We start from the raw sequence: 21,971 nt of genomic DNA, 5'->3' as shown, positions 1-21,971 counted from the left end.
CATGGACATGACCCTGATCCAGAGCCCGATCTCCCGCCGCATTGCGGTGCGCTTCATCGCGGTGGCGCTGCTGGCGCCCCTGCCGACGCTGGCCCAGCAGGGCGTGCCGGCGGCCGCGCCTGCGCCGATCCGTTGCGAAGGCGACAGCTGCCGCACCGGAGACGACCTGCTGCTGCGCATCCGCGATGACGCCGCGGCCGCGCCGCCGCCACGCCCGGACACCGCTGCGGCGGTCGCACCGGCCATCACCCCCGATGTTGCGGCGCCGGGCGGCCGGTTCATGGCCGAGCTGCCCAACGGCGGCGTGGTGTGGGCCACCGAAGACCCGACGATGGTGCCGCCCAGCCTGAGCGTGCAGGCGGCTGCCACCGTGCCGTTCGAGAATGGCCGGGTGACCCGTCCGCTGCGCTTCCACAGCTACAACAACTACGCCTCCTTCATCCAGAAACTGGAGGTGACGCTCTACCGCGGCACCGACACCGATCTGGTCACGCCGCTGGCCCGCATCGATCTGCCGGCCGACTATGTGGGCGATGCCGAATGGAACGGCGAGCTGCCGGCGCAGATCAAGCTGCGCACCGGTGATGACCTGATCTACGTCGCGCGCGCCTACGGTGCCGGCGGTGCGTTCGATGAAACCCGCCTCCAGCGCATCCAGCTGGTGACCCCGGCCGACTTCGACCGCGGCCTGCAGCTCACCCGCGAGAACGTGCAGAAAACCCTGGGCCAGGCCCTGGATGGCGACAGCGCGCAGGACCTGCAGCTCAGCAACAGCATCTATGGCCAGAGCACCCTGCGCCTGCAGAACATCCCCATCCACGGCTCGCGCGTGCGCCTGTATGGCCGTGGGCTGGAGCCCAACAGCCGGGTGCGCATCAACGGCCAGGACTTCCCGGTAGACCTGGAGCAGAAATTCGCCGCCGAGTTCCTGGAGCCGGTCGGCGAGCACCGCTACGACGTCAGCGTGGAATCGCGCGATGCGCCCGCCGCGCAGCGCCAGCTCGACGTGGATGTCACCGGCCGCTATCTGTTCCTGGTCGCCATCGCCGATGTCACCCTGTCGCGCAACAGCGCCAGCGGCAATGTGCAGCCGCTGGCCGCCGACGACCGCGACACCGACGGCTTCCTCAGCGAAGGGCGCCTGGCCTTCTATCTGAAGGGCAAGATGCGCGGCAAGTACCTGGTCACCGCGCAGGCCGATACACAGGACCGCGAGCTGAAGTATCTGTTCCGCAACTTCAGCGAAGCCGATGCGCAGGACGTGTTCCGTCGCCTCGATCCGGACCTGTACTACCCGGTCTACGGCGATGACTCCACCACCTACCGCGACGTGGACACCCAGGGGCGGCTGTACCTGCGCGTGGACTGGGACCAGAGCCAGGCGCTGTGGGGCAACTACGCCACCGGCATCACCGGTACCGAATACGGCCAGTACGTGCGCTCGCTGTACGGCGGCGCGTTGAACTGGCGCTCGCTGGCCGCCACCCCGCTGGGCGAGGCGCGCTCGCAGTTGAAGGTGTTCGGTTCCGAAGCGCAGTCCGCGCCGGGCCACAGCGAATTCCTCGGCACCGGCGGCAGCCTGTACTACCTGCGCCATACCGATGTGCTGCCCGGCTCGGAGCAGGTGGTGCTGGAAGTGCGCGACCGCACCACCGGCCGCACCGAGACCCGTGCCACCCTGCAGGAAGGCGTGGACTACGAGATCGACAACCTGCAGGGCCGCCTGATCCTGACCCGGCCGCTGGCGCAGCTCACCCGCGAGAACGTTCGCAGTATCACCCGCGACATGCCGCTGGATGGCTACGACCAGCTGCTGCTGGTGGACTACGAATACGTGCCGCTGGGCTTCAGCAGCGATGACGTCACCTACGGCGCACGCGGCCGGCAATGGCTCGGCGACCATGTGGCCATCGGCGGTACCTGGGTGGACGAGAACCGCAGCGGCGAGAACTACTCGCTGAAGGGCGCCGACGTGACTCTGCAGGCCGGTCGCGGCACCTACCTGAAAGTGGAGCAGACCCGCACCGAAGCCACGGCGTCACCGGTGTTCTATTCGGACAACGGCGGCCTGAGTTTCATCCGCCGCAATCCGTACGACGGCCGGCGCTCGGGCACCGCCACGGCGGTGGAAGCGCGCGCCAACCTGCGCGAACTGGGCTGGACCACCCAGGACTGGAGCCTGGGTGCGTGGTGGCGCGACGTGGACGCGGGCTTCTCGGTGGCGCGGCAGGATACCGGCCAGCCGATCGAGGAATACGGCGCCGAGTTCCTCGGCTACCTGACCGACGATCTCAGCCTTTACGGCCGGCACACCCGCACCGAACAGGGCGATCTGGCGCTGGAGCAGAGCCAGCTGACCGCCGAATGGCGGCTGGGCAACGACGGCCAGCTCACCGGCGAACTGCGCCGCGTGCGCGAAGAGCAGGAACTGCAGGACGTCTCGGCGTTGCTCGCCGCGATCGGCTACCGCCAGCGCTTCGGCTCGTCGTGGGAGCTGTACGGCACCGGCCAGGTGACGTTGGACGACGACGGCGGGGCATACGAGAAGAACGACCTGCTTACCCTCGGCGCGCGCTATCTGTTCGGCGACCGCAGCAGCCTGGGCGCGGAAGTCAGCGGCGGCAGCCGCGGCCACGGCGCCAAGGTGGATGGTGAGTACCGCATGGCACCCGATCACAGCCTGTACGGCAGCTACAGCTACAGCACCGACCGGACCGGCACCGATCCGCTGTTCGACACCGGCCTGCAGAGTGGCTGGACGCTGGGCCAGCGCTGGCGGCTGAGCAACCAGGTCAACGTCTACAACGAGAGCCAGTACCTGAAGGACCGCCGCCAGGACAATGCCGGGCTGGTGCACACCTTCGGCATGGATTTCTATCCGGCGCAGGGCTGGAACCTGGGCTTCACGGTCATGGATGGCGAGCTGGATTCGACCGCCGGCCGCATCGACCGCCGCGCGTACAGCGTCAGCGGCGGGCGCACCGACGCGGTCGCGCAGTGGAGCAGCAAGCTGGAGTACCGTCGCGACAGCGGTGCCGAGCAGCGCGAACAGTGGGTGACCACCAACCGCCTGCTGTACAAACTCAACGAGGACTGGCGCTTCGCGCTGCGTGCCAACTACGCCGACACCGACGATCGCCTCGATGCACTGGCCGACGCCAAGCTGGTGGAGGCGAACGTGGGGCTGGCCTGGCGTCCGCATGACAGCACGCGCTGGGCCGGTTTCAGCAAGTTCACCTATCTCTACGACGTGGCGTCGCTGGGCCAGGAAGGCGGCAATCTGTACGACCAGCGTTCGCAGGTGCTGTCGCTGGAAGGCATCCGCCAGCTCGGCGTGCGCTGGGAACTGGCGGCCAAACTGGCATCGCGCTGGGGCGATTACCGCACCGGCCGTGGCGAAGGCGCCTGGCTGGACAGCCGCGCCGACTTCGCCGCCCTGCAGCTGCGCTACCGGCTGTGGGCGCAGTGGGAAGGGCTGGCCGAGCACCGCTGGCTGAAGGTGCGCGACGGTGGCGTGCGCAAGGGCTGGCTGCTGGGCGTGGACCGCCGCGTGGGCGAGAACTTCAAGGTCGGCGTGGGCTACAACTTCACCGAGTTCAGCGATGACATGACCGAACTCAAGTACGACCAGAAGGGGTTCTTCCTGAATATGGCGGGGTATTACTAGGCGTCGGGCGAGTTTCCGTAGAGCCGGGCTCTGCCCGGCTGGGGCCACCGACCCACCTTCCCATCATCGGACCAACATGGGGTGACGCCTTCGGGCCGCGTTCCGCAATGCCCGGGCTCTGCCCGGCTGGGGCCACCGACCCACCTCACGGCGGCCGGCTGAATCTCCGGCAACATTTTTCGGCTGAATGGGGGCGGGGAACGCACCCGTTCAGGGTAAATCGACACGGATACCCCACGCATTTTCTATCAACCCATTGATATTGAATGGGTTTTCGCATTTCCCCCGCCCGCTCGCCACTGTCATCATTTCGCGGTACGTTATCCGGGTTATCGGTGCCATCGTTGCATGAACAGAACGCTGGAACTTCTTTCCCCTTTAGCAGTCCAAGTTTCCGACTGCTAAGATGCCCCTTATGAGCCAGAACATGTCTACTGCCCTTGTGGCAAACAATCTCCCGATTCCCAGTGCGCTCGGTTCGCTGGACGCCTACATCGGTGCCGTGCACCAGATCCCGGTGCTGTCGGTCGATGACGAGCAGGACCTGGCCCGCCGCTTCCGCGACGAGCAGGACCTGGACGCCGCGCGCGAGCTGGTCCATTCCCATCTGCGCTTCGTGGTGCACGTAGCCCGCGGCTACAACGGCTACGGCCTTGCCCTGGGCGACCTGATCCAGGAAGGCAACATCGGCCTGATGAAGGCGGTGAAGCGCTTCGATCCGGACATGGGCGTGCGCCTGGTGTCGTTCGCAGTGCACTGGATCCGTGCGGAAATGCACGAGTTCATCCTGAAGAACTGGCGCATCGTGAAGGTCGCCACGACCAAGGCGCAGCGCAAGCTGTTCTTCAACCTGCGCAAGTCCAAGACGCGCCTGGGCTGGATGAACGCGGCCGAAGTCAGCGCGGTCGCCAAGGACCTGAACGTGTCCGAGCGCGAAGTGCTGGAAATGGAATCGCGTCTGTCCGGTCGCGATATCGGTTTCGACGCGTCCAGCGATGACGACGACGATCATGCACCGCCGTCGCCGGCCGCGTACCTGATGGCCAATGACGAAGATCCGTCGATGGCCTACGAGCGCGCCGACAGCGAAGACAACCAGCTGCAACTGCTGCGCGAAGGCCTGGCCGAGCTGGATGCGCGTTCGCGCGACATCATCCGCCGTCGCTGGTTGGACGCGGACAGCAAGGTGACGCTGCAGGAACTGGCCGACGAGTACGGCGTTTCCGCCGAACGCATCCGCCAGGTCGAAGCGAACGCGCTGAAGAAGATGAAGGCGCTGTTTACCGCCTAACGCGGGATGGTTGGCGTTGCTTTGAAAAGCCCGGCGAATGCCGGGCTTTTTTATGTGCTGGCGCTTTTTGTGTTCGGGAGGGCAGGGGCGGGGCAGCCCTGTCCGGGACACGCCGTGAACCCATCCCTGGGGGCTCGTAGGCAACATCCATGTTGCCTACGGTCCCGGACAGGGCTACCCCGCCCCTGCCAGACAGATCACGTTGTCGCGGAACGAAGTTCAACAGCGCACGCCGGCTGCGCCGTTCGCTTGCCACTTCCAACCGCACACGCGGAGTGTGTGGGGGCCGGGTTGGGTGTGCCTGCCCAGGACCGTCCACAACAGGGAGGTTGTGGAGTTCAACAGCGCACGCCGGCTGTGCCGTTCGCTTGTCACTTCCAACCGCACACGCGGAGTGTGTGGGGGGCCGGGGTGGGTGTGCCTGCCCAGGACCGTCCACAACATGGATGTTGTGGACGAGCCCCCAGGGATGGGTTCACGGCGTGTCCTGGGCAGGCACACCCACCCCGGACCGCGCGCCAACATCAAGGCGCCAAGCGCCAAGCGCCAAGCGCCAAGCCCCCAACGCCTCAGCCGCGCTCGCGCACCACGGCCCGCCAGCCGATGTCGTTGCGGTGGAACTCGTTGGCCCACGTCACCGCCGCCACGCCTGCGTAGGCGTTGGTCTGTGCGTCGCCCACGCTGTCACCCAGCGCGGCCACGCACAGCACACGGCCGCCGGCGCTGAGCACCTGGCCCTGCGCGTCCAGCGCTGTGCCGGCATGGAACACCTTGGCCGTGGCCGGCACCTGGTCCAGGCCGTGGATCACATCGCCGGTGATCGGCGTCTCCGGGTAGGGCGCTGCGGCCATCACCACGCCCAGCGACGGGCGCGGGTCCCACTGGGCCTGCACCGTGTCCAGGCGCGCATCGATCGCCGCCTCGACCAGATCCACCAGGTCCGACTGCAGGCGCAGCATCACCGGCTGCGTTTCCGGATCGCCGAAGCGCACGTTGAATTCGATCACCTTCGGCGCGCCGCTGGCATCGATCATCAGCCCCGCGTAGAGGAAACCGGTGAACGGAATGCCGTCGGCGATCATGCCCTGCACGGTCGGGTTGACCACCTCGCGCATGACCCGCGCATGCACCTCGTCGGTGACCACCGGCGCCGGCGAGTAGGCACCCATGCCACCGGTGTTCGGGCCGGTATCGCCGTCGCCCACGCGCTTGTGGTCCTGCGAGGTCGCCATCGGCAGCGCGGTGCGGCCGTCCACCATCGAAATGAAACTGGCTTCCTCGCCATCGAGGAACTCCTCGATCACCACGCGCGCGCCGGCATCGCCGAAGGCATTGCCCGACAGCATGTCGCGCACCGCGTCTTCGGCCTCGGCCAGGGTCATCGCCACGATCACGCCCTTGCCGGCGGCCAGGCCGTCGGCCTTGACCACGATCGGCGCGCCCTTGTCGCGCAGGTAGGCCAGGGCCGGTTCCACCTCGGTGTGCACCGCGTAGAACGCGGTCGGAATGCCGTGGCGGGCCAGGAAGTCCTTGGCGTACGCCTTGCTGCCTTCCAGCTGTGCGGCGGCGGCGGTGGGCCCGAAGATGCGGTGCCCGGCCGCGCGGAAGCGGTCGACCACGCCGGCCACCAGCGGCACTTCCGGCCCGACCACGGTCAGCGCCACGCCCTCGGCGGCCACCAGTGCGAGCAGGCCATCCAGGTCGGTGACCTTGACCGCCACGTTGCGGCACTTGGTTTCGGTCGCGGTACCGGCATTGCCGGGCGCGACCAGCACTTCGCTCACCTTCGTGGACTGGGCCAGCTTCCAGGCCAGGGCATGTTCACGGCCGCCGGCGCCGATGACCAGGATCTTCAATGCACTTCTCGCGTAAGGGGGGCAGGGCGCCGATTTTACGCGGTGCCGGCAAAGGGTGCATGGCGCGGCCGCAGGGGCGCGCCGTTCACGTTCCGCCGCAGTCGTTCCGCTGCAGGTCCCCGGACACCTGGTACGCCCGCGTCGCCGGGTCGAACATCAGGTGGTAGTACTCGCGCGCCGGGCCGGCGCAGTCCTGGCCCTGGCCGCGCACGGTGATCGGCCAGTAGCCGTCCACCGGTTCCTTCTGCTCCACGTCGGTGCTGAAGTCCACGTTGAACACGGTGCCCTCGCAGTCCGCCGGTTCCGCCCGGCAGTCGAAGCGGGCCAGGTTGTCGATGTGGTCGCGGTAGCTGGCCACCTCGCGCAGGCGGTCGCCGTGCACGGCGATGTAGCGGCGGTCCACCAGCAGACCGCCACGGCCCTCCTGGCGGTCGGTCAGGCGGAAGGCCGGTCGCTGGGGCCCCAGCGATTCCACCTGCACGCTGCCGGCATCCCCGTGGTGGCCCGCCGGTGTCTGCAGGCGTTCGGCCACCACCAGCAGCGGCCACGGTTGTGCATCGGTGGCGGTGCCGCGTGGACCGTCGCGCAGCACGAACAGATCGACCCGCCCGGGCTCCACGGTCGCCGCGTCCTCGATGGTCTGGCAGACCGCCAGCAGGGTGTGGGCCTGGCCGTTGATCGGGAGCGTCTGCCGGGCGCAGACCGCGCGTTCCACCGGCCGCATCGCGATCACCTCGGTGTCTTCCCAGCGGTCCTTCCAGGCACCGTCGAGCTGCGCCTTCGGTCCATAGCGCTTGTGCAGGAGCGCGAGCAACCGCGCGTCGGCATCGCCGCCGGCCAGGATCGTCTCCACGATCGGGGCCGCAGTATCCAACTGGCGCGTCGCCGGTGCCTCCGCCGGCGGCGCATCCTTGCCGCAGCCGGCCAGCAGAACCGCCGCCAGCGCAGTGCAGGCAAGCGGAAGGGGGCGGCGGAACAAGGGCGTTGTCATGGTCATGGTGACGTCAGTGGCTGAGGCCGCGCATGCCGATGGCCAGCATCCTGCATACACGTTCCGCATGGGAAGGCGATCCCGATGGTACGCGCGGCGGGCGCTGGCTGCATGGCCGCATGCGACACCGCAGCGCAGTGCCTACCCGCGGCATTGTTCGCGCAGCAGCGCGTCCGGAATCGGATAGACGCCCTTGGCCGGGTCGTACACCAGCCGATAGTGCTCGTCGGTGGGGCCGGTACACTCCGGCCCCACGCCACGCACATCCAGTGCGGCGTAGCCGTCCTGCAGTGCCTGCATGTCCGCCGTCACCTGGAAGTCGATGTTGAACAGACGCTGCTCGCAGGCGGACGGATCCTCGTCGCAGTCGTACGCGCTGTCGTTGTCGATGTGGTCGCGGAAGCTGGCCACCGGCGTGAGGCGGTTGCCGTGCAGGGCGACGTAGGTGCGCGACACCAGCGAATAGCCCTGCCCGTACCAGCCGTCGGTGACGCGGAACGCCGGCCGCTGCGGGCCCAGCGTATCGATCGCCACCGTGCCGGGCACGCCGCGCATCCCCGAGTACATCAACAGGTGCTCGGCCACCCGCACCAGCGGGCGGGAGGCGGTACCCGGCACGGCGTCGCCATCGCGCAGTACGTACAGGTCGATGCGCCCCGGTTCGACGCTGGCCACGTCTTCGATGGTCTGGCACACCGCCACCAGGTGGTGCGGCTGCCCGGCCACCGCGACCGTCTCCCGGGCGCACAGGCGGCGCTCCACCGGGCGCGTGGTCTCCTGGTCCTGGTCGTCCCACTGGTCTTTCCACGCAGTGTCCAGCGTGGCCCTGGGGCCGTAACGGTCGTGCAGGAAGACCAGCAGACGCGGGTCGTCGTTGATGGGTGGAGCCGGCGTTGGCGTCGCCGACGCCGTTGCCGCTGCGTGGCTGTCGAGCCGACGCGCCGGCTTGCCCGGATCGGCCGGCGTGGGATCACCACAGCCGGCCAGCAGTACCATCAGCGCCGCACCCGGCCAGAACCGGGGGGCGCGGCGGTCGACATTCCCTGTCGTGGTCATGGCGGTGTCAGTGGCGGAAGTGGCGCACGCCGGTGAACACCATCGCCAGACCGTGCTCGTCGGCTGCGGCGATCACCTCGTTGTCGCGCATCGAGCCGCCCGGCTGGATCACCGCCTTGATGCCGGCGGCCGCAGCGGCATCGATGCCGTCGCGGAACGGGAAGAAGGCATCGGACGCCATCACCGATCCCTCCACCACCAGGTTCGCGTCGGCAGCCTTGATGCCGGCGATGCGCGCCGAGTAGACCCGGCTCATCTGGCCGGCGCCGACACCGATGGTGCGGTTGTCCTTGGCATAGACGATGGCGTTGGACTTGACGAACTTGGCCACCTTCCAGGCAAACAGCAGGTCGGCGAACTGCTTGTCGGTGGGCGCAAGCCTGCTGACCACGGTCAGCTCATCGCGCGCCATGCCGCGGTTGTCGGCGCTCTGCACCAGCAGGCCCGAGCCGATGCGCTTGGTGTCGTAGTTGTTGCGGCCGTCGCCATGCGGGATGCGCAGCACACGCACGTTGGCCTTCTTCTGCGCGTACTCGAGCGCGGCCGGTTCGTAGTCCGGGGCGATCAGCACTTCGACGAACTGGCGGTCCAGGATCACCTTGGCGGTGGCAGCGTCGAGCGGTTTGTTGAAGGCGATGATGCCGCCGAACGCGCTGGTCGGATCGGTCGCGTAGGCCAGCTCGTAGGCATCGCCGTTGCCGGCGCCCACGGCTACGCCGCACGGGTTGGCGTGCTTGACGATCACGCAGGCGGGCGCGTCGAACTGGCGCACGCATTCCCACGCGGCATCGGCATCGGCCAGGTTGTTGTAGCTCAGCTCCTTGCCCTGCAGCTGCTGGAAGGTGGCCAGCGTGCCCGGCACCGGGGACAGGTCGCGGTAGAACGCGCCGCTCTGGTGCGGATTCTCGCCGTAGCGCAGGTCCATCACCTTCACGAAACTGCTGTTCATCTGCGCCGGGAACTCGGTGCGCACCGGCACGGACGCCTCGGTGCTGGCCACGGCGGACAGATAGTTGCTGATCGCGGCGTCGTACTGCGCCACGCGGTTGAACGCGGCCACCGAGAATGCAAAGCGCTTGGCGGCCGACAGCTGGCCATCGTTGGCGTCCAGCTCGGCGAGCAGTTCGGCGTACTGCGACGGATCGGTCGCCACCGCGACGCGGGCGAAGTTCTTGGCCGCCGAACGCAGCATCGCCGGGCCGCCGATGTCGATGTTCTCCACCGCATCGTCGAGCGTGCAGCCGGCCTTGGCGGTGACCGCCTCGAACGGATACAGGTTCAGCACCAGCAGGTCGATCGCGCCGATGCCGTGTTCGGCCATCACCGCCTCGTCCAGCCCGGCGCGGCCGAGCAGGCCGCCGTGGACCAGCGGGTGCAGGGTCTTGACCCGGCCGTCCATCATTTCCGGGAAGCCGGTGACATCGGCCACGTCCTTGACGGCCAGGCCGGCGTCGCGGAGTGCCTTGGCGGTGCCGCCGGTGGACAGCAGCTCGACGTTGCGGGCGGCGAGGGCGCGGGCCAGGTCGATCAGACCGGTTTTGTCGGAAACGGACAGCAGGGCCCGGCGCACGGGCAGCAGATCGGAACTCATGGGGGCAGGAGATCGAAGCGGAGCGGGCGCATATTGTAGGCTCCCCGGCATCAGCCATGAACCACAGGACAGGGAATCGTGTCGATCTATGCGTTGAAGGGACGCTTCCAGGACCTGCTCCGGCCCGCCGTTGCGGGCCTGTACCGGGCCGGGGTGACCGCCAATGCGGTCACGCTGGCGGCGGCGCTGGTGTCGCTGGCGGTGGCCGCCGCCGTCTACGTGTGGGGCCCCGGGCAACCGCTGTGGTACCTGGCGCTGCCGGCGTGGATGCTGCTGCGGATGGCGCTCAATGCCGTGGATGGCATGCTGGCCCGCGAATTCGGGCAGCAGTCGCGGTTGGGCGCCTATCTCAATGAACTCTGCGACGTCATCGCCGACGCCGCGCTGTATCTCTCGCTGCTGAGCCTGCCCGGGGTGGCGTCCAGCGCGCTGTGGACATTGGCGTGGCTGGCGGCGGTTTGCGAGTACGCTGGCGTCCTGGGCCTGATGGTGGGGGCAAGCCGTCGCTATGACGGTCCAATGGGCAAAAGCGATCGCGCCTTCGTGATCGGCGTGACAGGATTGTTGTTGGCCTTGGGCTGGATCGCAGCGTCAGGGGTGACCTGGATCGCGTGGGCTGCGGCCGCCTTGTGCGCGTGGACCACGCTGCGCCGGGTAAGGACAGGATTGGCGGAGGCCGGCTGACCCAGCCGGCAGCCGATCAACGGCGGATTCCGCCGGATGCACAACGGAGTGATGCATGCGCGCACAGCAACACCTGCAGTTCCACAGTTTCGATGCACAGCCGCTGTTCTACCGGCATTGGCCCGCCACCGACCCGACCCCGACCTCGCCCCGGCGCGCGCTGGTGCTGCTGCATCGCGGGCACGAGCATTCCGGCCGTGTGGCGCACCTGGTCGATGAGCTGGACCTGCCCGGCATGGAGGTGTTCGCCTGGGATGCCCGCGGCAACGGCCAGTCGCCGGGCGTACGCGGCGATGCGCCCGGCTTCGACGCGCTGGTGCGCGACCTGGACAGCTTCATCGCGCACCTGCACGAACACCACGGCATCGCCGTGGAAGACATCGCGATCATCGCCCAGAGCGTGGGCGCGGTCGTTGCCGCGACCTGGGTGCACGATTACGCACCGCCGCTGCGTGCGCTGGTGCTCGCCTCGCCGGCGTTCAAGGTGAAGCTGTACGTGCCGTTCGCGCGCCCTGGCCTGGCGCTGATGCAGAAACTGCGCGGCAACTTCTTCGTCAACAGCTACGTCAAGCCGCAGTGGCTCACCCACGATCCCGAACGGGTGGCCAGCTACCGTACCGACCCGCTGATCACCCGGCCGATCTCGGTGCGCGTGCTGCTGGGGCTGTACGACGCCGCCGACCGCGTGGTGGGCGATGCGCAGGCAATCACCGTGCCGACCCAGCTGCTGGTTTCCGGCGCGGATTTCGTGGTCCATCGCGCGCCGCAGGACCGCTTCTACGAGCGGCTGAGTTCGCCGATCAAGGAACGCCACCTGCTGCCCGGCTTCTTCCACGACACCCTCGGCGAGCGCGACCGCGCCCCGGCCGTGGCTGCCATCCGCCGCTTCATCGGCGAGCGCTTCGCCGCGCCGCTGGTGCGGCCCAGCCTGCGCGACGCGCATCGCCACGGCCCCACCTTCGACGAGGCCGAGGTGCTGGCCTGGCCGCCGCAGCGCAACAGCCTGAAGGATCTGTACTGGCGCTTCACCCGCGCCGGCCTGCGCGTTGGCGGGCGCCTGTCCGAGGGCATCGCGCTGGGGCTGGAAACCGGCTTCGATTCGGGCAGCACGCTGGACTACATCTACCGCGACCAGGCGCGCGGGCGTGGCCCGCTGGGCCGGTTCGTGGATCGCAACTACCTCGATGCCATCGGCTGGCGCGGCATCCGCGTGCGCCGCACCCATGTGCGCGAACTGCTGCAGCTGGCGGCGCTGCGACTGCGCGGGGAAGGCCGGCCGGTGCGTGTGCTGGACGTGGCCGCCGGCCACGGGCGTTACGACCTGGACGCACTGGCCCAGGGCGAACAGCGCGCCGATGCGATCCTGCTGCGTGATTTCAGCGAGCGCAACGTGGTCGAAGGGCGCGCGCTGATCGAGGCGTTCGGTGCAGCCGATATTGCCCGTTTCGAACAGGGGGATGCCTTCGATGCCGACGCGCTGGCCGCACTGCCGGATACGCCGACGCTGTCGATCGTGTCGGGGCTGTACGAGCTGTTCGCCGACAACGATGCGGTGGCACGCTCGCTGCAGGGCATCGCCGCGGCGATGCGCGAGGGCGGCTACCTGGTCTACACCGGCCAGCCGTGGCACCCGCAGCTGGAGTTCATTGCCCGCGCGCTGACCAGCCACCGCGAAGGTGCGGCATGGGTGATGCGCCGGCGCACCCAGCAGGAGATGGATGAACTGGTGCGCCTGGCCGGGTTCGAGAAGGTGACCCAGCGCATCGACGGCTTCGGTATCTTCACCGTCTCGCTGGCGCGCCGGGTGGGCCATGACTGAGGGCGTGCGTCCCTGGCGGCGCGCGCTGCTGTGGCTGGCCCTGCTGGGGCCGTTCTTCTTCCTCAGCTACGGCTTCGCCAACGCGATGGCGGCTCGCCTGCCGTTCGTGCCCTCGATCGTATTCGACTGGGAAGCGCGCATTCCGTTCCAGGCCTGGACCATCGTGCCGTACTGGTCCATCGACCTGTTCTACGTCGCTTCCTTCTTCGTCTGTACCCAGCGCGCCGAGCTGGACGCACATGCGCGCCGGCTGCTGACCGCGCAGGTGCTGTCGGTGGCGTGCTTCCTGCTGTGGCCGCTGCGCTTCAGCCTGGAGCGGCCGGACACCGGCGGCGTGTTCGGCTGGCTGTTCGATGTGCTGCTGGGCTTCGACAAGCCCTTCAACCAGGCCCCCTCGCTGCACATCGTGCTGCTGGTGGTGCTGTGGGTGCGGTTCCAGCAGCACCTGCAGGGCGTGTGGCGGACCGCGCTGCACATCTGGTTCGCGCTGATTGGTCTGTCGGTGCTGACCACCTGGCAGCATCACTTCATCGACGTGCCCACCGGCGTGGCAGTGGGCTGGCTGTGCGTATGGCTGTGGCCGCTGCAGGGGGCTTCACCGCTGCGGCACTGGCAGTGGGCACGCGAGGCCACGCGCTGGCGGCTGGCCGTGCTGTACCTGGCCGGCAGCGCCGGCTGTGCGGCGCTGGCGGTGGTCATCGGCGGCTGGGCGTTGTGGCTGGCCTGGCCGGCGATCGCGTTGCTGCTGGTGGCGCTGGCGTATGCGGGGCTGGGCACCGCCGTTTTCCAGAAGCAGGAGGATGGGCGTCTGAGCATGGCCGCGACCTGGCTGCTGGCGCCCTACCTGGGCGCGGCCTGGCTCAATGCGCGCTGGTGGACACGGCACGCGCCGCAGCCGCAGCTGGTGATCGATGGGGTGTGGCTGGGCCGGCTGCCGGACGCGAACGCCGCGCTCACCGTGAACACCGTGGTGGATGTGTGCGCCGAACTGCCCTTCCGCGCACCGGTGCGTCACTACCGCGGCGTGCCGATGCTCGATCTGGCCACGCCGTCGCCGGCCGCGCTGCGCCAGGCGGCCGATGCCATCGCGCATGGGCGGCGGCGCGGTGAGGTACTGGTGTGCTGTGCACTCGGCTATTCGCGCAGCGCCGCCGCCGTGGCCACCTGGCTGTGCCGCAGCGGCCATACCGCCACCGCCGATGCCGCCATCACCCTGCTGGCACAGGACTGCCCACGGATCGTGCTGCATGCCCGCCACCGGCGGGCGATCGAACAGGCCGTGCGCGATGGTGCCACCGCCAACGGACAGACACAGGTGAGTGCATGAGCATGCTGTTCCAACTGCGGGTGATGACCGCCGTGCTGCGGCAGGCGCGGCTGGCCGCGGTGATATCCACCCTGCTGGCCGCCGCCGCGCTGCTGCTGGCCAGCCTGGCGCAACCGGGTCTGCTGGCGATGCTGCTGGCGCTGGCCTCGCTGCTGGCGGCCGGCGTGCAGGCGTACTACGCCGCCCGGGTCGGCTTCGACGCGGCGCTGCTGGAGGCGATGCAGGCCTGCCATCCCGATGCCGCTCCCGGCGTGATCGACGATGTGCTGCAGAAACTGGGCCTGCGTGAAGCGTCGGCGACGAGCCGCGGCTGGCAGGCGCGCTGGCAGGGCATGCGCCGGCTGATGCGCTGGCAGCTGTTCGCGGTCGGTGCGCAGGCGGTGCTGCTGCTGGCGGCGCTGCTGTCCCGATGGGTGGCGTGGTGATCGCCGACCTGATCGCACGCAGCTGCAGTGGTGCGATCCGCACGCTGACCGGCGCACGCGCGCTGTGGCAGGGCTGTGCGCCGTCCAGCGACCACCGGGTGTACTACGGCAACCACGCCAGCCACGGCGACTTCGTGCTGATCTGGTCGGCGCTGCCGATCACGCTGCGCCGCCAGGTGCGGCCGGTGGCCGCCGCCGACTACTGGCAGCGCGATGCGCTGCGCCGCTACCTGATCCATGCGGTGTTCAACGGCGTGCTCATCGAGCGCGACGCGGCCAAGCGCGAACACGATCCCATCGCCTGCCTGTGCCAGGCGGTGGATGAGGGCAACTCGCTGATTCTGTTCCCCGAAGGCACCCGCAACACCGACGAGGGTGTGCTGCCGTTCAAGAGCGGCATCTACCACCTGGCGCGGCAACGACCGGAGCTGGAGTTCGTGCCGGTGTGGATCGACAACCTCAAGCGGGTGATGCCCAAGGGCCGCTGGCTGCCATTGCCGCTGCTGTGCACCACCACCTTCGGCGAACCGCTGCGGCTGAAGGCCGATGAAGACAAGGACCGCTTCCTGGAACGGGCCCGGCTGTCGCTGCTGGCGCTGGACCCGCAGCCGCGCAGGAGCCGCGCATGACGGTGTTCCAGGTGTTGTCCACCGATGTGGCCCAGCTCTCCACGCACGCGCAGACCCGGCTGCTGTTTGCCGGCATCGCTGCGGTGCTGGTGGTGGCCACGGTGATCGCCGAAACCCTGCGCTGGCGCGCGCGGCATGCGCCCAGCCCGGTGCTGGCCAACCTGGTGTCGCGCATCCGTGCCTGGTGGGTGATGGCGGCCGTGGTGGCCCTGGCGTTCTTCTTCGGGCGTACCGGCGTGGTGGTGCTGTTCGCGGTGGTCTCGCTGTTCGCGCTGCGCGAGTTCATCACCCTCACGCCCACGCGGGCCGGCGACTACTACGCACTGCTGGCGGCGTTCTACATCGTGCTGCCCTGGCAGTACTGGCTGGTGTGGACCGACTGGTACGGCCTGTACACGCTGCTGATCCCGGTCTATGCGTTCCTGTTCCTGCCGATCCTGGCCACCATCGGCGGCGACACCACCGATTACCTGGAGCGCACGTCCAAGGTGCAGTGGGGGCTGATGATCTGCGTGTTCTGCATTTCCCACGTGCCGGCGCTGCTGAATCTGCGCCTGGCCGGCGTGGAGCCGGCGCGCAACCTGCTGCTGTTCGCCTTCCTGGTGATCGTGGTGCAGTCCTCGGACGTGCTCCAGTATGTCTGGGGCAAGCTGATCGGGCGGCGGCTGATCGCGCCGAAGCTGTCGCCGTCCAAGACTGTGGAAGGCTTCATCGGCGGCGTGCTGTCGGCCAGCGCGCTGGGCGCGGCACTGTGCTGGCTGACCCCGTTCACGCCGTGGCAGGCGTTCGGCATGTCGCTGGTGGTCAACCTGATGGGGTTCTGGGGCGGCCTGGTGATGTCGGCGATCAAGCGCGACCGCGGCATCAAGGACTGGGGCCACATGATCGAGGGCCACGGCGGCATGCTCGACCGGCTGGATTCGGTGTGCTTCGCCGCGCCGGTGTTCTTCCACCTGGTGCGGTATTTCTGGAGCGGTTGATCAGTGTACCGGCCAACGGCCGGTACCCACCGGCAGGGGCAGGTCGGCATTCCCCGGAAAGGGGCGGGCCGGCATCCGCTCAGGTGGTGATGCCGTATTCCTTGAGCTTCTTGCGCAGCGTGGCGCGGTGGATGCCCAGCATCGCCGCGGCGCGGCTCTGGTTGCCTTCGCAGTGGTTGAGCACCTCCACGAACAGCGGGATCTCCATTTCACGCAGGACGATCTCGTAGACATCGTCGGCATCGCAGCCATCCAGGTCCCGCAGGTACCGCCTCACCGACTGGGCTACATGTTCGCGCAGCGGTGGCTTGGGAGCGCCACGACTGGTGTCAGGACGAGGAAGGACAGCGTTCAAGGAGGATCCCGATGCAGGAGCCGGGGCGGACAACAGCCCTCGGCGGAATGATGATGGGGCCAGTCTACCGTGTGCGTCGGCAGGCTGCCACGCCGAACCGGACGAACGGCAGGGTCACAGGAACTCGAAGGTGAATGCGACGGTCGATGCCGCAGGCTCGCGGACGCGGAAGGCGATGCGCGCGCTCTGGCCCGGTTCCAGTGTGTTGCCGCTGGCGTTGGCGGGGCCGAGATAGTCGGCCGGTGCAAACTCGCCGGTGCCGATCAGGCGGCCATCGGCATCGGACAACGACAACCGCAATGCAGGCCAGGCCTGCGCCCAACGCGCATCATTGCGGAAGCTGGCCTGCACCTGCAGCGCGCCCGGTTGCCCGGGGACGGGCCGCACATCGCGGCTGATCATGCTGAACGCTGCCGGTTCCCGCCACGCCGGCACGCTACAGCGCAGTACGCTGCAGAGCCCGGCGATCCACGGGCGGCTGCCGGCGTCGGCGGCCAACCGTGCGCGGTCGGCCACGGCAATCTGCAACAGCAGCGCCACGCCCAGACCGGCGACCAGCCCCCATTGCCAGCGCGGCGTGCGCAGCCGCGCACGCGGTGCTTGCAGGAAGCTCGGCGCGGCGACCCCGGGGGCGTCCCCGGCGACCATGCCGGGCGCTGGCGCGTCGACAGCCGGTATCGCATCGGTCTGCGCGTCAGTCTGCGCGTCAGCGTCCGTATCGACGTCGGCGGGCGGCAGCGCGATCTGCGGCGATGCGTCGTCCCACGGCGTGTCGTCGGTGCTGGCGAGAGTGTCCTCATCGGCACGCACGTCGGCCGGTGCCGGCGGCGTGCTGTCGTCCACGGGCGCGGCGTCCTGCGCAGGGCGCAGGAAGGTGGCAAGCGGACGTCGCGGGGGCTGCGTAGGCTCGGACATGGGCGCGGGGCCGGGCGAAGGACGCCTTATTCAAGCACGGCGGGTGCCGGTGATGCGCATCCAGTCCTCGTCCTGCGCCGCCTCCAGTGCCTCGAACCACGGCGCGTAGCGCGCCAGCAGTTCGCCTTCCTGTCCCTTCAGGATGCCCGACAGCGCGATGCGCCCACCGGGCGCGACGCGCGCGGCCAGCACCTCGGCCAGCGCGTCCAGCGCCGAGGCCAGGATGTTGGCCACCACCACGGGATAGGTGGCCTGCGGCTCGTCGGCCGGCAGGTACACCGCGATGCGGTCCTGCAGGCCGTTGCGCTCGGCGTTGTCGGTGGTGGCGATCACCGCCTGCGGATCGTTGTCCACGCCCACCGCGCGGGCGGCGCCGAGCTTCAGCGCGGCCAGCGCCAGGATCCCCGAGCCGCAGCCGAAGTCGAGCACGGTCTGGCCCTCCAGCGCGCCCTCGGCGGCCAGGCCGTCGAGCCAGCGCAGGCACAGCGCGGTGGTCGGGTGGGTGCCCGAGCCGAAGGCCAGGCCCGGGTCCAGCCGCACCACCGCCGCGTCGTCGGCCTGCGCGGCCTCGGGCAGGTCATGGTTCCACGGCACGATCCAGGTGCGCTCGCCGAACGCCATCGGCTGGAACTGGTCCAGCCAGGCGCGTTCCCAGTCTTCGTCCTGGACCGCACGGAAGCTGGCGTTGCCCCAGTCCAGACCCGGGTCGAACGCATCCAGCGCGGCCAGCAGGGCCAGCGCGTTGGTATCGGCCGGGAACAGCGCGGTCAGCACCAGGTCGTTCCACAGCGGGGTCTCGCCCACGCCGGGTTCCAGGATGGCCTGTTCGTTGCTGGTGTCGGCGTCGGCATCGAGCAGGGTCACCGCCAGCGCACCGACGTCGTCCAGCGCATTCTCATAGCGGGGCTGCGTGGTTTCGGTGCAGCGGAGGGTGAGTTCCAGGAAGGGCATGGGGGACGAGGCCTGCGGAAAACCGTGCATGCTAGACCATTGCGCGCGGGCGGTCCCGGCGTGTCGATCGCGACACCGTCTCCCGGGTGGCTGAGATGCACGTCGACGACCGGTTCAGACAGCCGTCAGTGCGCTTGCTAAACTGGGCATTCCGTTGTCGGCCACTGGCAGCCCCGGCGTTCATTCATGGCGCTTGTTCCTACCCTGAAAACCTGGCTGCTGGTTGTGCCTGCCCTGGCGCTGCTCGGGGTGGTGGGCTATCGCGCGGGCGATCGGGTGCGGCATGCCGACCATCCCGGCGCGGACAGGGTCGACGCGTCCGGCGCGTCTGCTTCGCCGGTGCCGGCGGAGGCACGGGAGCTGGCGCGACGCCTGCTGGACAGCGAACGCGGCAACGCGATCGCCTCCGGGCTGCCGCTGGACATCCGGGCCGACATCGAAGGCGACACCGATCTCTACGCCTACGCCCAGCGCCTGCAGCTGCAGGCCGCCAATGGCAACGCCGAGGCGGCGTGGATGGTCAGCCGGGTGTACGACTATTGCGCGCTGTACGCGATGGACCCGGGCGGTTACCAGCTCGACAACACCGTGCTGTCCGGGCTGGGCCTGAAGGCCTCGGTCGGCATGGTGCAGGCGCGCGAGCGCGTGGCGCGCCGCTGCACGGGTTTTGTCAGCAGCGACAACCTCGGGCGGCAGCTGATTCTTGCCCAGCGCATGCAGGCGGCCAAGGCCGGCAACCTCGCTGCCGAGGCCTCGCTGTTCTCCGAAGGCAAGGCGCTGGAGGATTCGCCGGGCTATCGGCGCGGGCTGGTCGAGCGGGTGCTCGATTCGCGCGATCCCGAAGCCTATATGGCCCTGTCTTCGGGCATGGGCCAGCGCGCCAGCGGCGACGCGGCGCTGCAGGGCTTGGTGGCCGGCGACCAGTTCAGCGAACTGGCCTGGCGCCTGGCAGCCTGCGAGCTGGGCATGGCGTGCGGGCCGGACAGTGTGTTGATGAACAATTTCTGCGCGAACGGAGGGATTTGTTCGCAGGACGGTGGGCAGGACTTTGCCACTTTCGTGTATGACGCCGCGGTCTCGCGGCAAGGTGCGGGGAAAATGAAAGCGTTGGTGGAACAGCTGATCAAGCAGAGGAAAGGGCGATGAACTACCGTCGATTCCTGCATGGCGCCAAGTTCTGGTTCTGGGTGGTGTTGTTCGTTGCCTACTCGGCTGGCGCAGTGGGTCTGGTGATGATCGATACCTACGATGATCGATACCGGAGCCTGTCCAAGGTGCAGTTGACCTCGGTGAAGGCCGACGCCGACGTGCGTCGCGCCGGTGCCAGCCAGGTGGCCGCGGTGTACCGCGCGCAGAGCGGCATGCCGTTCGCGTCGCTGCCGGCCGGCAGCACCTTCCAGGTGGTGTGGCCGGACGGCTCCACCGAAACGATGGTGATCATGGACCCGACCTCCTCGTTGGGCGTGGAACCGGTCAAGAACACCCAGATCACGGCCGCAGACAGCAGCCGTTGATGCCTGAGGGCGAGGGCGCGCCACGCCAGGGCGCCCGTCGTGTGCACGCGCGTCGACCCGCGCGCCTGGTGCTGTTGCCGGGCCTGGATGCCGCCGGTACCCAGCACGGCGCGTTCACCGCTGCGATGCAGCGGCACGGCATCGACACCACGGTGATCGCCTATCCGGTGGATCGCGCGGTGGGCTACGACGTACTGGCCGATATCGTGCAGGCGGCCCTGCCCGGGGACGAGGACTATGTGCTGCTCGGCGAGTCGTTCTCCGGCCCGTTGGCATTGAGGCTCGCCGCTGCCCGTCCGGCGCGCCTGCGCGGCCTGGTTCTTTCCACGACGTTCGCGCGCTCGCCCTGGTATGCGTGGCGTCGTCTGCAATCGCTTCTGTACTGGGCACCCGTACGCATGCTGCCGATGGGCGCGCTGTCCTGGCTGCTGCTGGGGCGCTGGAGCAGTGCCGCGCTGCGCGACGCGCTGCGGGCCGCCCTGTCCCGCGTGCAGGCCGATGTGCTGCGCACGCGCGCGGTGGCCGCCCTTGGGGTCGATGTTGGCGCGTGCGCCGCTGCACTGCGCATACCAACGCTGTGCCTGCATGCGGTTGATGACCGCCTGCTGCCGTCACGCTGCCAGCGCCACCTGTCCGCGTTGCTGCCGGCGCAGAACACCGTCTGGCTGGATGGCCCGCACCTGCTGCTGCAGGCGCGCCCGGATGCCGCGGCCGAGGCGATCGCCACGTTCATCGCCACGCTGTCCTGACGCGACCTTCTCTCGCGGCTCTCGGGTATTTCACGCAACGACGCGCAGCCTGCGGGTGTTGGCTGCATCCGCAGCGCATCTGCTGGAGACCCCGTCGAATGAATACCCGAGGCGATTACGCCATCCCCGAACCCCATGCCACTGCGACGGTCGCGGTGGTCACGCCTGCGCCGGTGATGGAACCGCCCCACGACAGCGCCGTGTCCTGGGCGGCGATCTTTGCCGGTGCCGCCGCTGCCGCCGCACTGTCGCTGGTGCTGCTGATCCTCGGCGTCGGCCTCGGGCTGTCGTCGGTATCGCCGTGGGCATATGAAGGCGTTACCGCGGAAACGTTCGGCTGGTCGAGCATCGCCTGGCTGACGTTCACGGCCATCGCCGCGTCCGGACTGGGCGGCTACCTCGCCGGGCGACTGCGCAGCAGGTGGAGCAACCTGCATGGCGATGAGACCTACTTCCGCGATACCGCGCACGGGTTCCTGTCCTGGTCCGTGGCGACCCTGCTGACCGCCGGCCTGCTGACCACCGCCATCGGCGGGGTGATCGGCGCGGGCGCGAAGGTGGCCGGTGCGTCTGCCGGTGCCGCCGCAACCACCGCCGGTGGCCTGGCGGCGATGGCATCCGGCACGGCGTCCGGTGGCGACAACGGCGACCTGCAGTACTGGGTGGATGGCCTGTTCCGTCCCACGGCGGGCGCGCCGGCCGCGCCGATGGCGCCGCCGCCGGTGGACCCCGCCCAGGCGGGCGGCGCACCGGGCGGCCTCGCGCCGCCGCCGCGTCCGATGGTCGGCGCCGAGCGTGGTCCTGGCCCCGGTCGTGGCAACGAGGTGCGTGCCGAGGTCAACCGGATCGTGGTCAACAGCCTGGCATCCAACAGCATGGACCCGGCCGACACGCAGTACCTGGCGCAGCTGGTGGCCGCGCAGACCGGGCTGAGCCAGGTCGAGGCACAGGCCCGCGTGGCCGATATGCAGACCCGTCTGCGCGCCGCGCTGGAGAAGGCCAAGGCAGAGGCCAAGCAGGCGGCCGACGACGCACGCAAGGCAACGGCGTACGCCGCGCTGTGGCTGTTCATCACGCTGCTGATCGGTGCTTTCAGCGCCAGCCTGTTCGCCACCTGGGGCGGCCGCCGCCGCGACCTGTGACCCCAACGCTCAACGAGGAGACGCAACCA

Annotated in this window: 19 protein-coding genes; 12 read left to right on the top strand and 7 right to left on the bottom strand. The window is 69.1% G+C overall.

Annotation, left to right across the window (positions count from 1 at the left end; all coding sequences use genetic code 11):
- Position 1 precedes the first annotated feature (1 nt).
- Complete coding sequence (locus ACLB90_RS07735) at positions 2–3,667, top strand: hypothetical protein (RefSeq protein ID WP_411852374.1); 3,666 nt, start codon at positions 2–4, stop codon at positions 3,665–3,667.
- 415 nt (positions 3,668–4,082) lie between these two features.
- Positions 4,083–4,958 carry an RNA polymerase sigma factor RpoH gene (rpoH, locus tag ACLB90_RS07730; protein ID WP_017354635.1) on the top strand — a complete coding sequence of 292 codons (876 nt, stop codon included), beginning with the start codon at positions 4,083–4,085 and terminating at the stop codon, positions 4,956–4,958.
- Between the two features lie 569 nt (positions 4,959–5,527).
- Here rpoH and purD read toward each other — a convergent pair.
- From purD to purH, 4 genes are all read right to left on the bottom strand, one after another.
- On the bottom strand, positions 5,528–6,814 hold the full coding sequence (gene purD / locus ACLB90_RS07725) for a phosphoribosylamine--glycine ligase (protein WP_411852373.1): 1,287 nt from the start codon (positions 6,812–6,814) through the stop codon (positions 5,528–5,530).
- Positions 6,815–6,899: 85 nt separating this feature from the next.
- Positions 6,900–7,793, bottom strand: a complete 894-nt coding sequence (locus tag ACLB90_RS07720; RefSeq protein ID WP_411852372.1) for a hypothetical protein — start codon at positions 7,791–7,793, stop codon at positions 6,900–6,902.
- 153 nt (positions 7,794–7,946) lie between these two features.
- Positions 7,947–8,861, bottom strand: coding sequence for a hypothetical protein (locus ACLB90_RS07715; RefSeq protein ID WP_411852371.1), 915 nt, complete (start codon positions 8,859–8,861; stop codon positions 7,947–7,949).
- Between the two features lie 7 nt (positions 8,862–8,868).
- Positions 8,869–10,452: a bifunctional phosphoribosylaminoimidazolecarboxamide formyltransferase/IMP cyclohydrolase gene (gene purH, locus ACLB90_RS07710; RefSeq protein WP_411852370.1), complete on the bottom strand. Its 1,584-nt coding sequence runs from the start codon at positions 10,450–10,452 to the stop codon at positions 8,869–8,871.
- 78 nt (positions 10,453–10,530) lie between these two features.
- Here purH and ACLB90_RS07705 point away from each other — a divergent pair, with 78 nt between their 5' ends.
- From ACLB90_RS07705 to ACLB90_RS07680, 6 genes are read left to right on the top strand one after another with little or no spacing between them, the layout of a single operon-like run.
- A complete protein-coding gene (locus ACLB90_RS07705) occupies positions 10,531–11,136 on the top strand; it encodes a CDP-alcohol phosphatidyltransferase family protein (RefSeq protein WP_411852369.1) in 606 nt (201 codons plus the stop codon).
- 55 nt (positions 11,137–11,191) lie between these two features.
- Entirely contained in the window at positions 11,192–12,955 is a 1,764-nt protein-coding gene (locus ACLB90_RS07700; RefSeq protein WP_411852368.1) for a bifunctional alpha/beta hydrolase/class I SAM-dependent methyltransferase, read from the top strand.
- On the top strand, positions 12,948–14,282 hold the full coding sequence (locus ACLB90_RS07695; RefSeq protein ID WP_411852367.1) for a phosphatase PAP2/dual specificity phosphatase family protein: 1,335 nt from the start codon (positions 12,948–12,950) through the stop codon (positions 14,280–14,282). The genes ACLB90_RS07700 and ACLB90_RS07695 overlap by 8 nt, the downstream gene beginning before the upstream one ends.
- On the top strand, positions 14,279–14,707 hold the full coding sequence (locus tag ACLB90_RS07690) for a hypothetical protein (RefSeq protein WP_411852366.1): 429 nt from the start codon (positions 14,279–14,281) through the stop codon (positions 14,705–14,707). Before ACLB90_RS07695 ends, ACLB90_RS07690 begins: the two co-directional genes overlap by 4 nt.
- Positions 14,704–15,336, top strand: coding sequence for a lysophospholipid acyltransferase family protein (locus tag ACLB90_RS07685; RefSeq protein WP_411852721.1), 633 nt, complete (start codon positions 14,704–14,706; stop codon positions 15,334–15,336). The genes ACLB90_RS07690 and ACLB90_RS07685 overlap by 4 nt, the downstream gene beginning before the upstream one ends.
- Positions 15,333–16,316, top strand: coding sequence for a phosphatidate cytidylyltransferase (locus ACLB90_RS07680; RefSeq protein WP_017357620.1), 984 nt, complete (start codon positions 15,333–15,335; stop codon positions 16,314–16,316). The genes ACLB90_RS07685 and ACLB90_RS07680 overlap by 4 nt, the downstream gene beginning before the upstream one ends.
- Positions 16,317–16,395: 79 nt before the next feature.
- On the opposite strand, the gene fis is transcribed toward ACLB90_RS07680, so the two are convergent.
- From fis to prmA, 3 genes are all read right to left on the bottom strand, one after another.
- Positions 16,396–16,671, bottom strand: coding sequence for a DNA-binding transcriptional regulator Fis (gene fis / locus ACLB90_RS07675; RefSeq protein WP_026071038.1), 276 nt, complete (start codon positions 16,669–16,671; stop codon positions 16,396–16,398).
- A 114-nt stretch (positions 16,672–16,785) separates the two neighbouring features.
- Entirely contained in the window at positions 16,786–17,586 is an 801-nt protein-coding gene (locus ACLB90_RS07670; protein WP_411852365.1) for a DUF3426 domain-containing protein, read from the bottom strand.
- A 30-nt stretch (positions 17,587–17,616) separates the two neighbouring features.
- Positions 17,617–18,537, bottom strand: a complete 921-nt coding sequence (gene prmA, locus ACLB90_RS07665; RefSeq protein WP_411852364.1) for a 50S ribosomal protein L11 methyltransferase — start codon at positions 18,535–18,537, stop codon at positions 17,617–17,619.
- Positions 18,538–18,723: 186 nt separating this feature from the next.
- On the opposite strand from prmA, the gene ACLB90_RS07660 reads away from it, so the two are divergent.
- From ACLB90_RS07660 to ACLB90_RS07645, 4 genes are all read left to right on the top strand, one after another.
- Positions 18,724–19,683, top strand: coding sequence for a hypothetical protein (locus ACLB90_RS07660; RefSeq protein ID WP_411852363.1), 960 nt, complete (start codon positions 18,724–18,726; stop codon positions 19,681–19,683).
- A complete protein-coding gene (locus ACLB90_RS07655) occupies positions 19,680–20,051 on the top strand; it encodes a hypothetical protein (protein ID WP_411852362.1) in 372 nt (123 codons plus the stop codon). The genes ACLB90_RS07660 and ACLB90_RS07655 overlap by 4 nt, the downstream gene beginning before the upstream one ends.
- Positions 20,051–20,800, top strand: coding sequence for an alpha/beta fold hydrolase (locus tag ACLB90_RS07650; RefSeq protein ID WP_411852361.1), 750 nt, complete (start codon positions 20,051–20,053; stop codon positions 20,798–20,800). The genes ACLB90_RS07655 and ACLB90_RS07650 overlap by 1 nt, the downstream gene beginning before the upstream one ends.
- Before the next feature lie 98 nt (positions 20,801–20,898).
- Entirely contained in the window at positions 20,899–21,942 is a 1,044-nt protein-coding gene (locus tag ACLB90_RS07645) for a hypothetical protein (RefSeq protein ID WP_411852360.1), read from the top strand.
- Positions 21,943–21,971: the final 29 nt, after the last annotated feature.

The organism is Stenotrophomonas sp. LGBM10 (genome assembly GCF_046736075.1).
Taxonomy (GTDB): Bacteria; Pseudomonadota; Gammaproteobacteria; order Xanthomonadales; family Xanthomonadaceae; genus Stenotrophomonas.
This window is presented reverse-complemented; position numbering and strand designations above follow the sequence as displayed.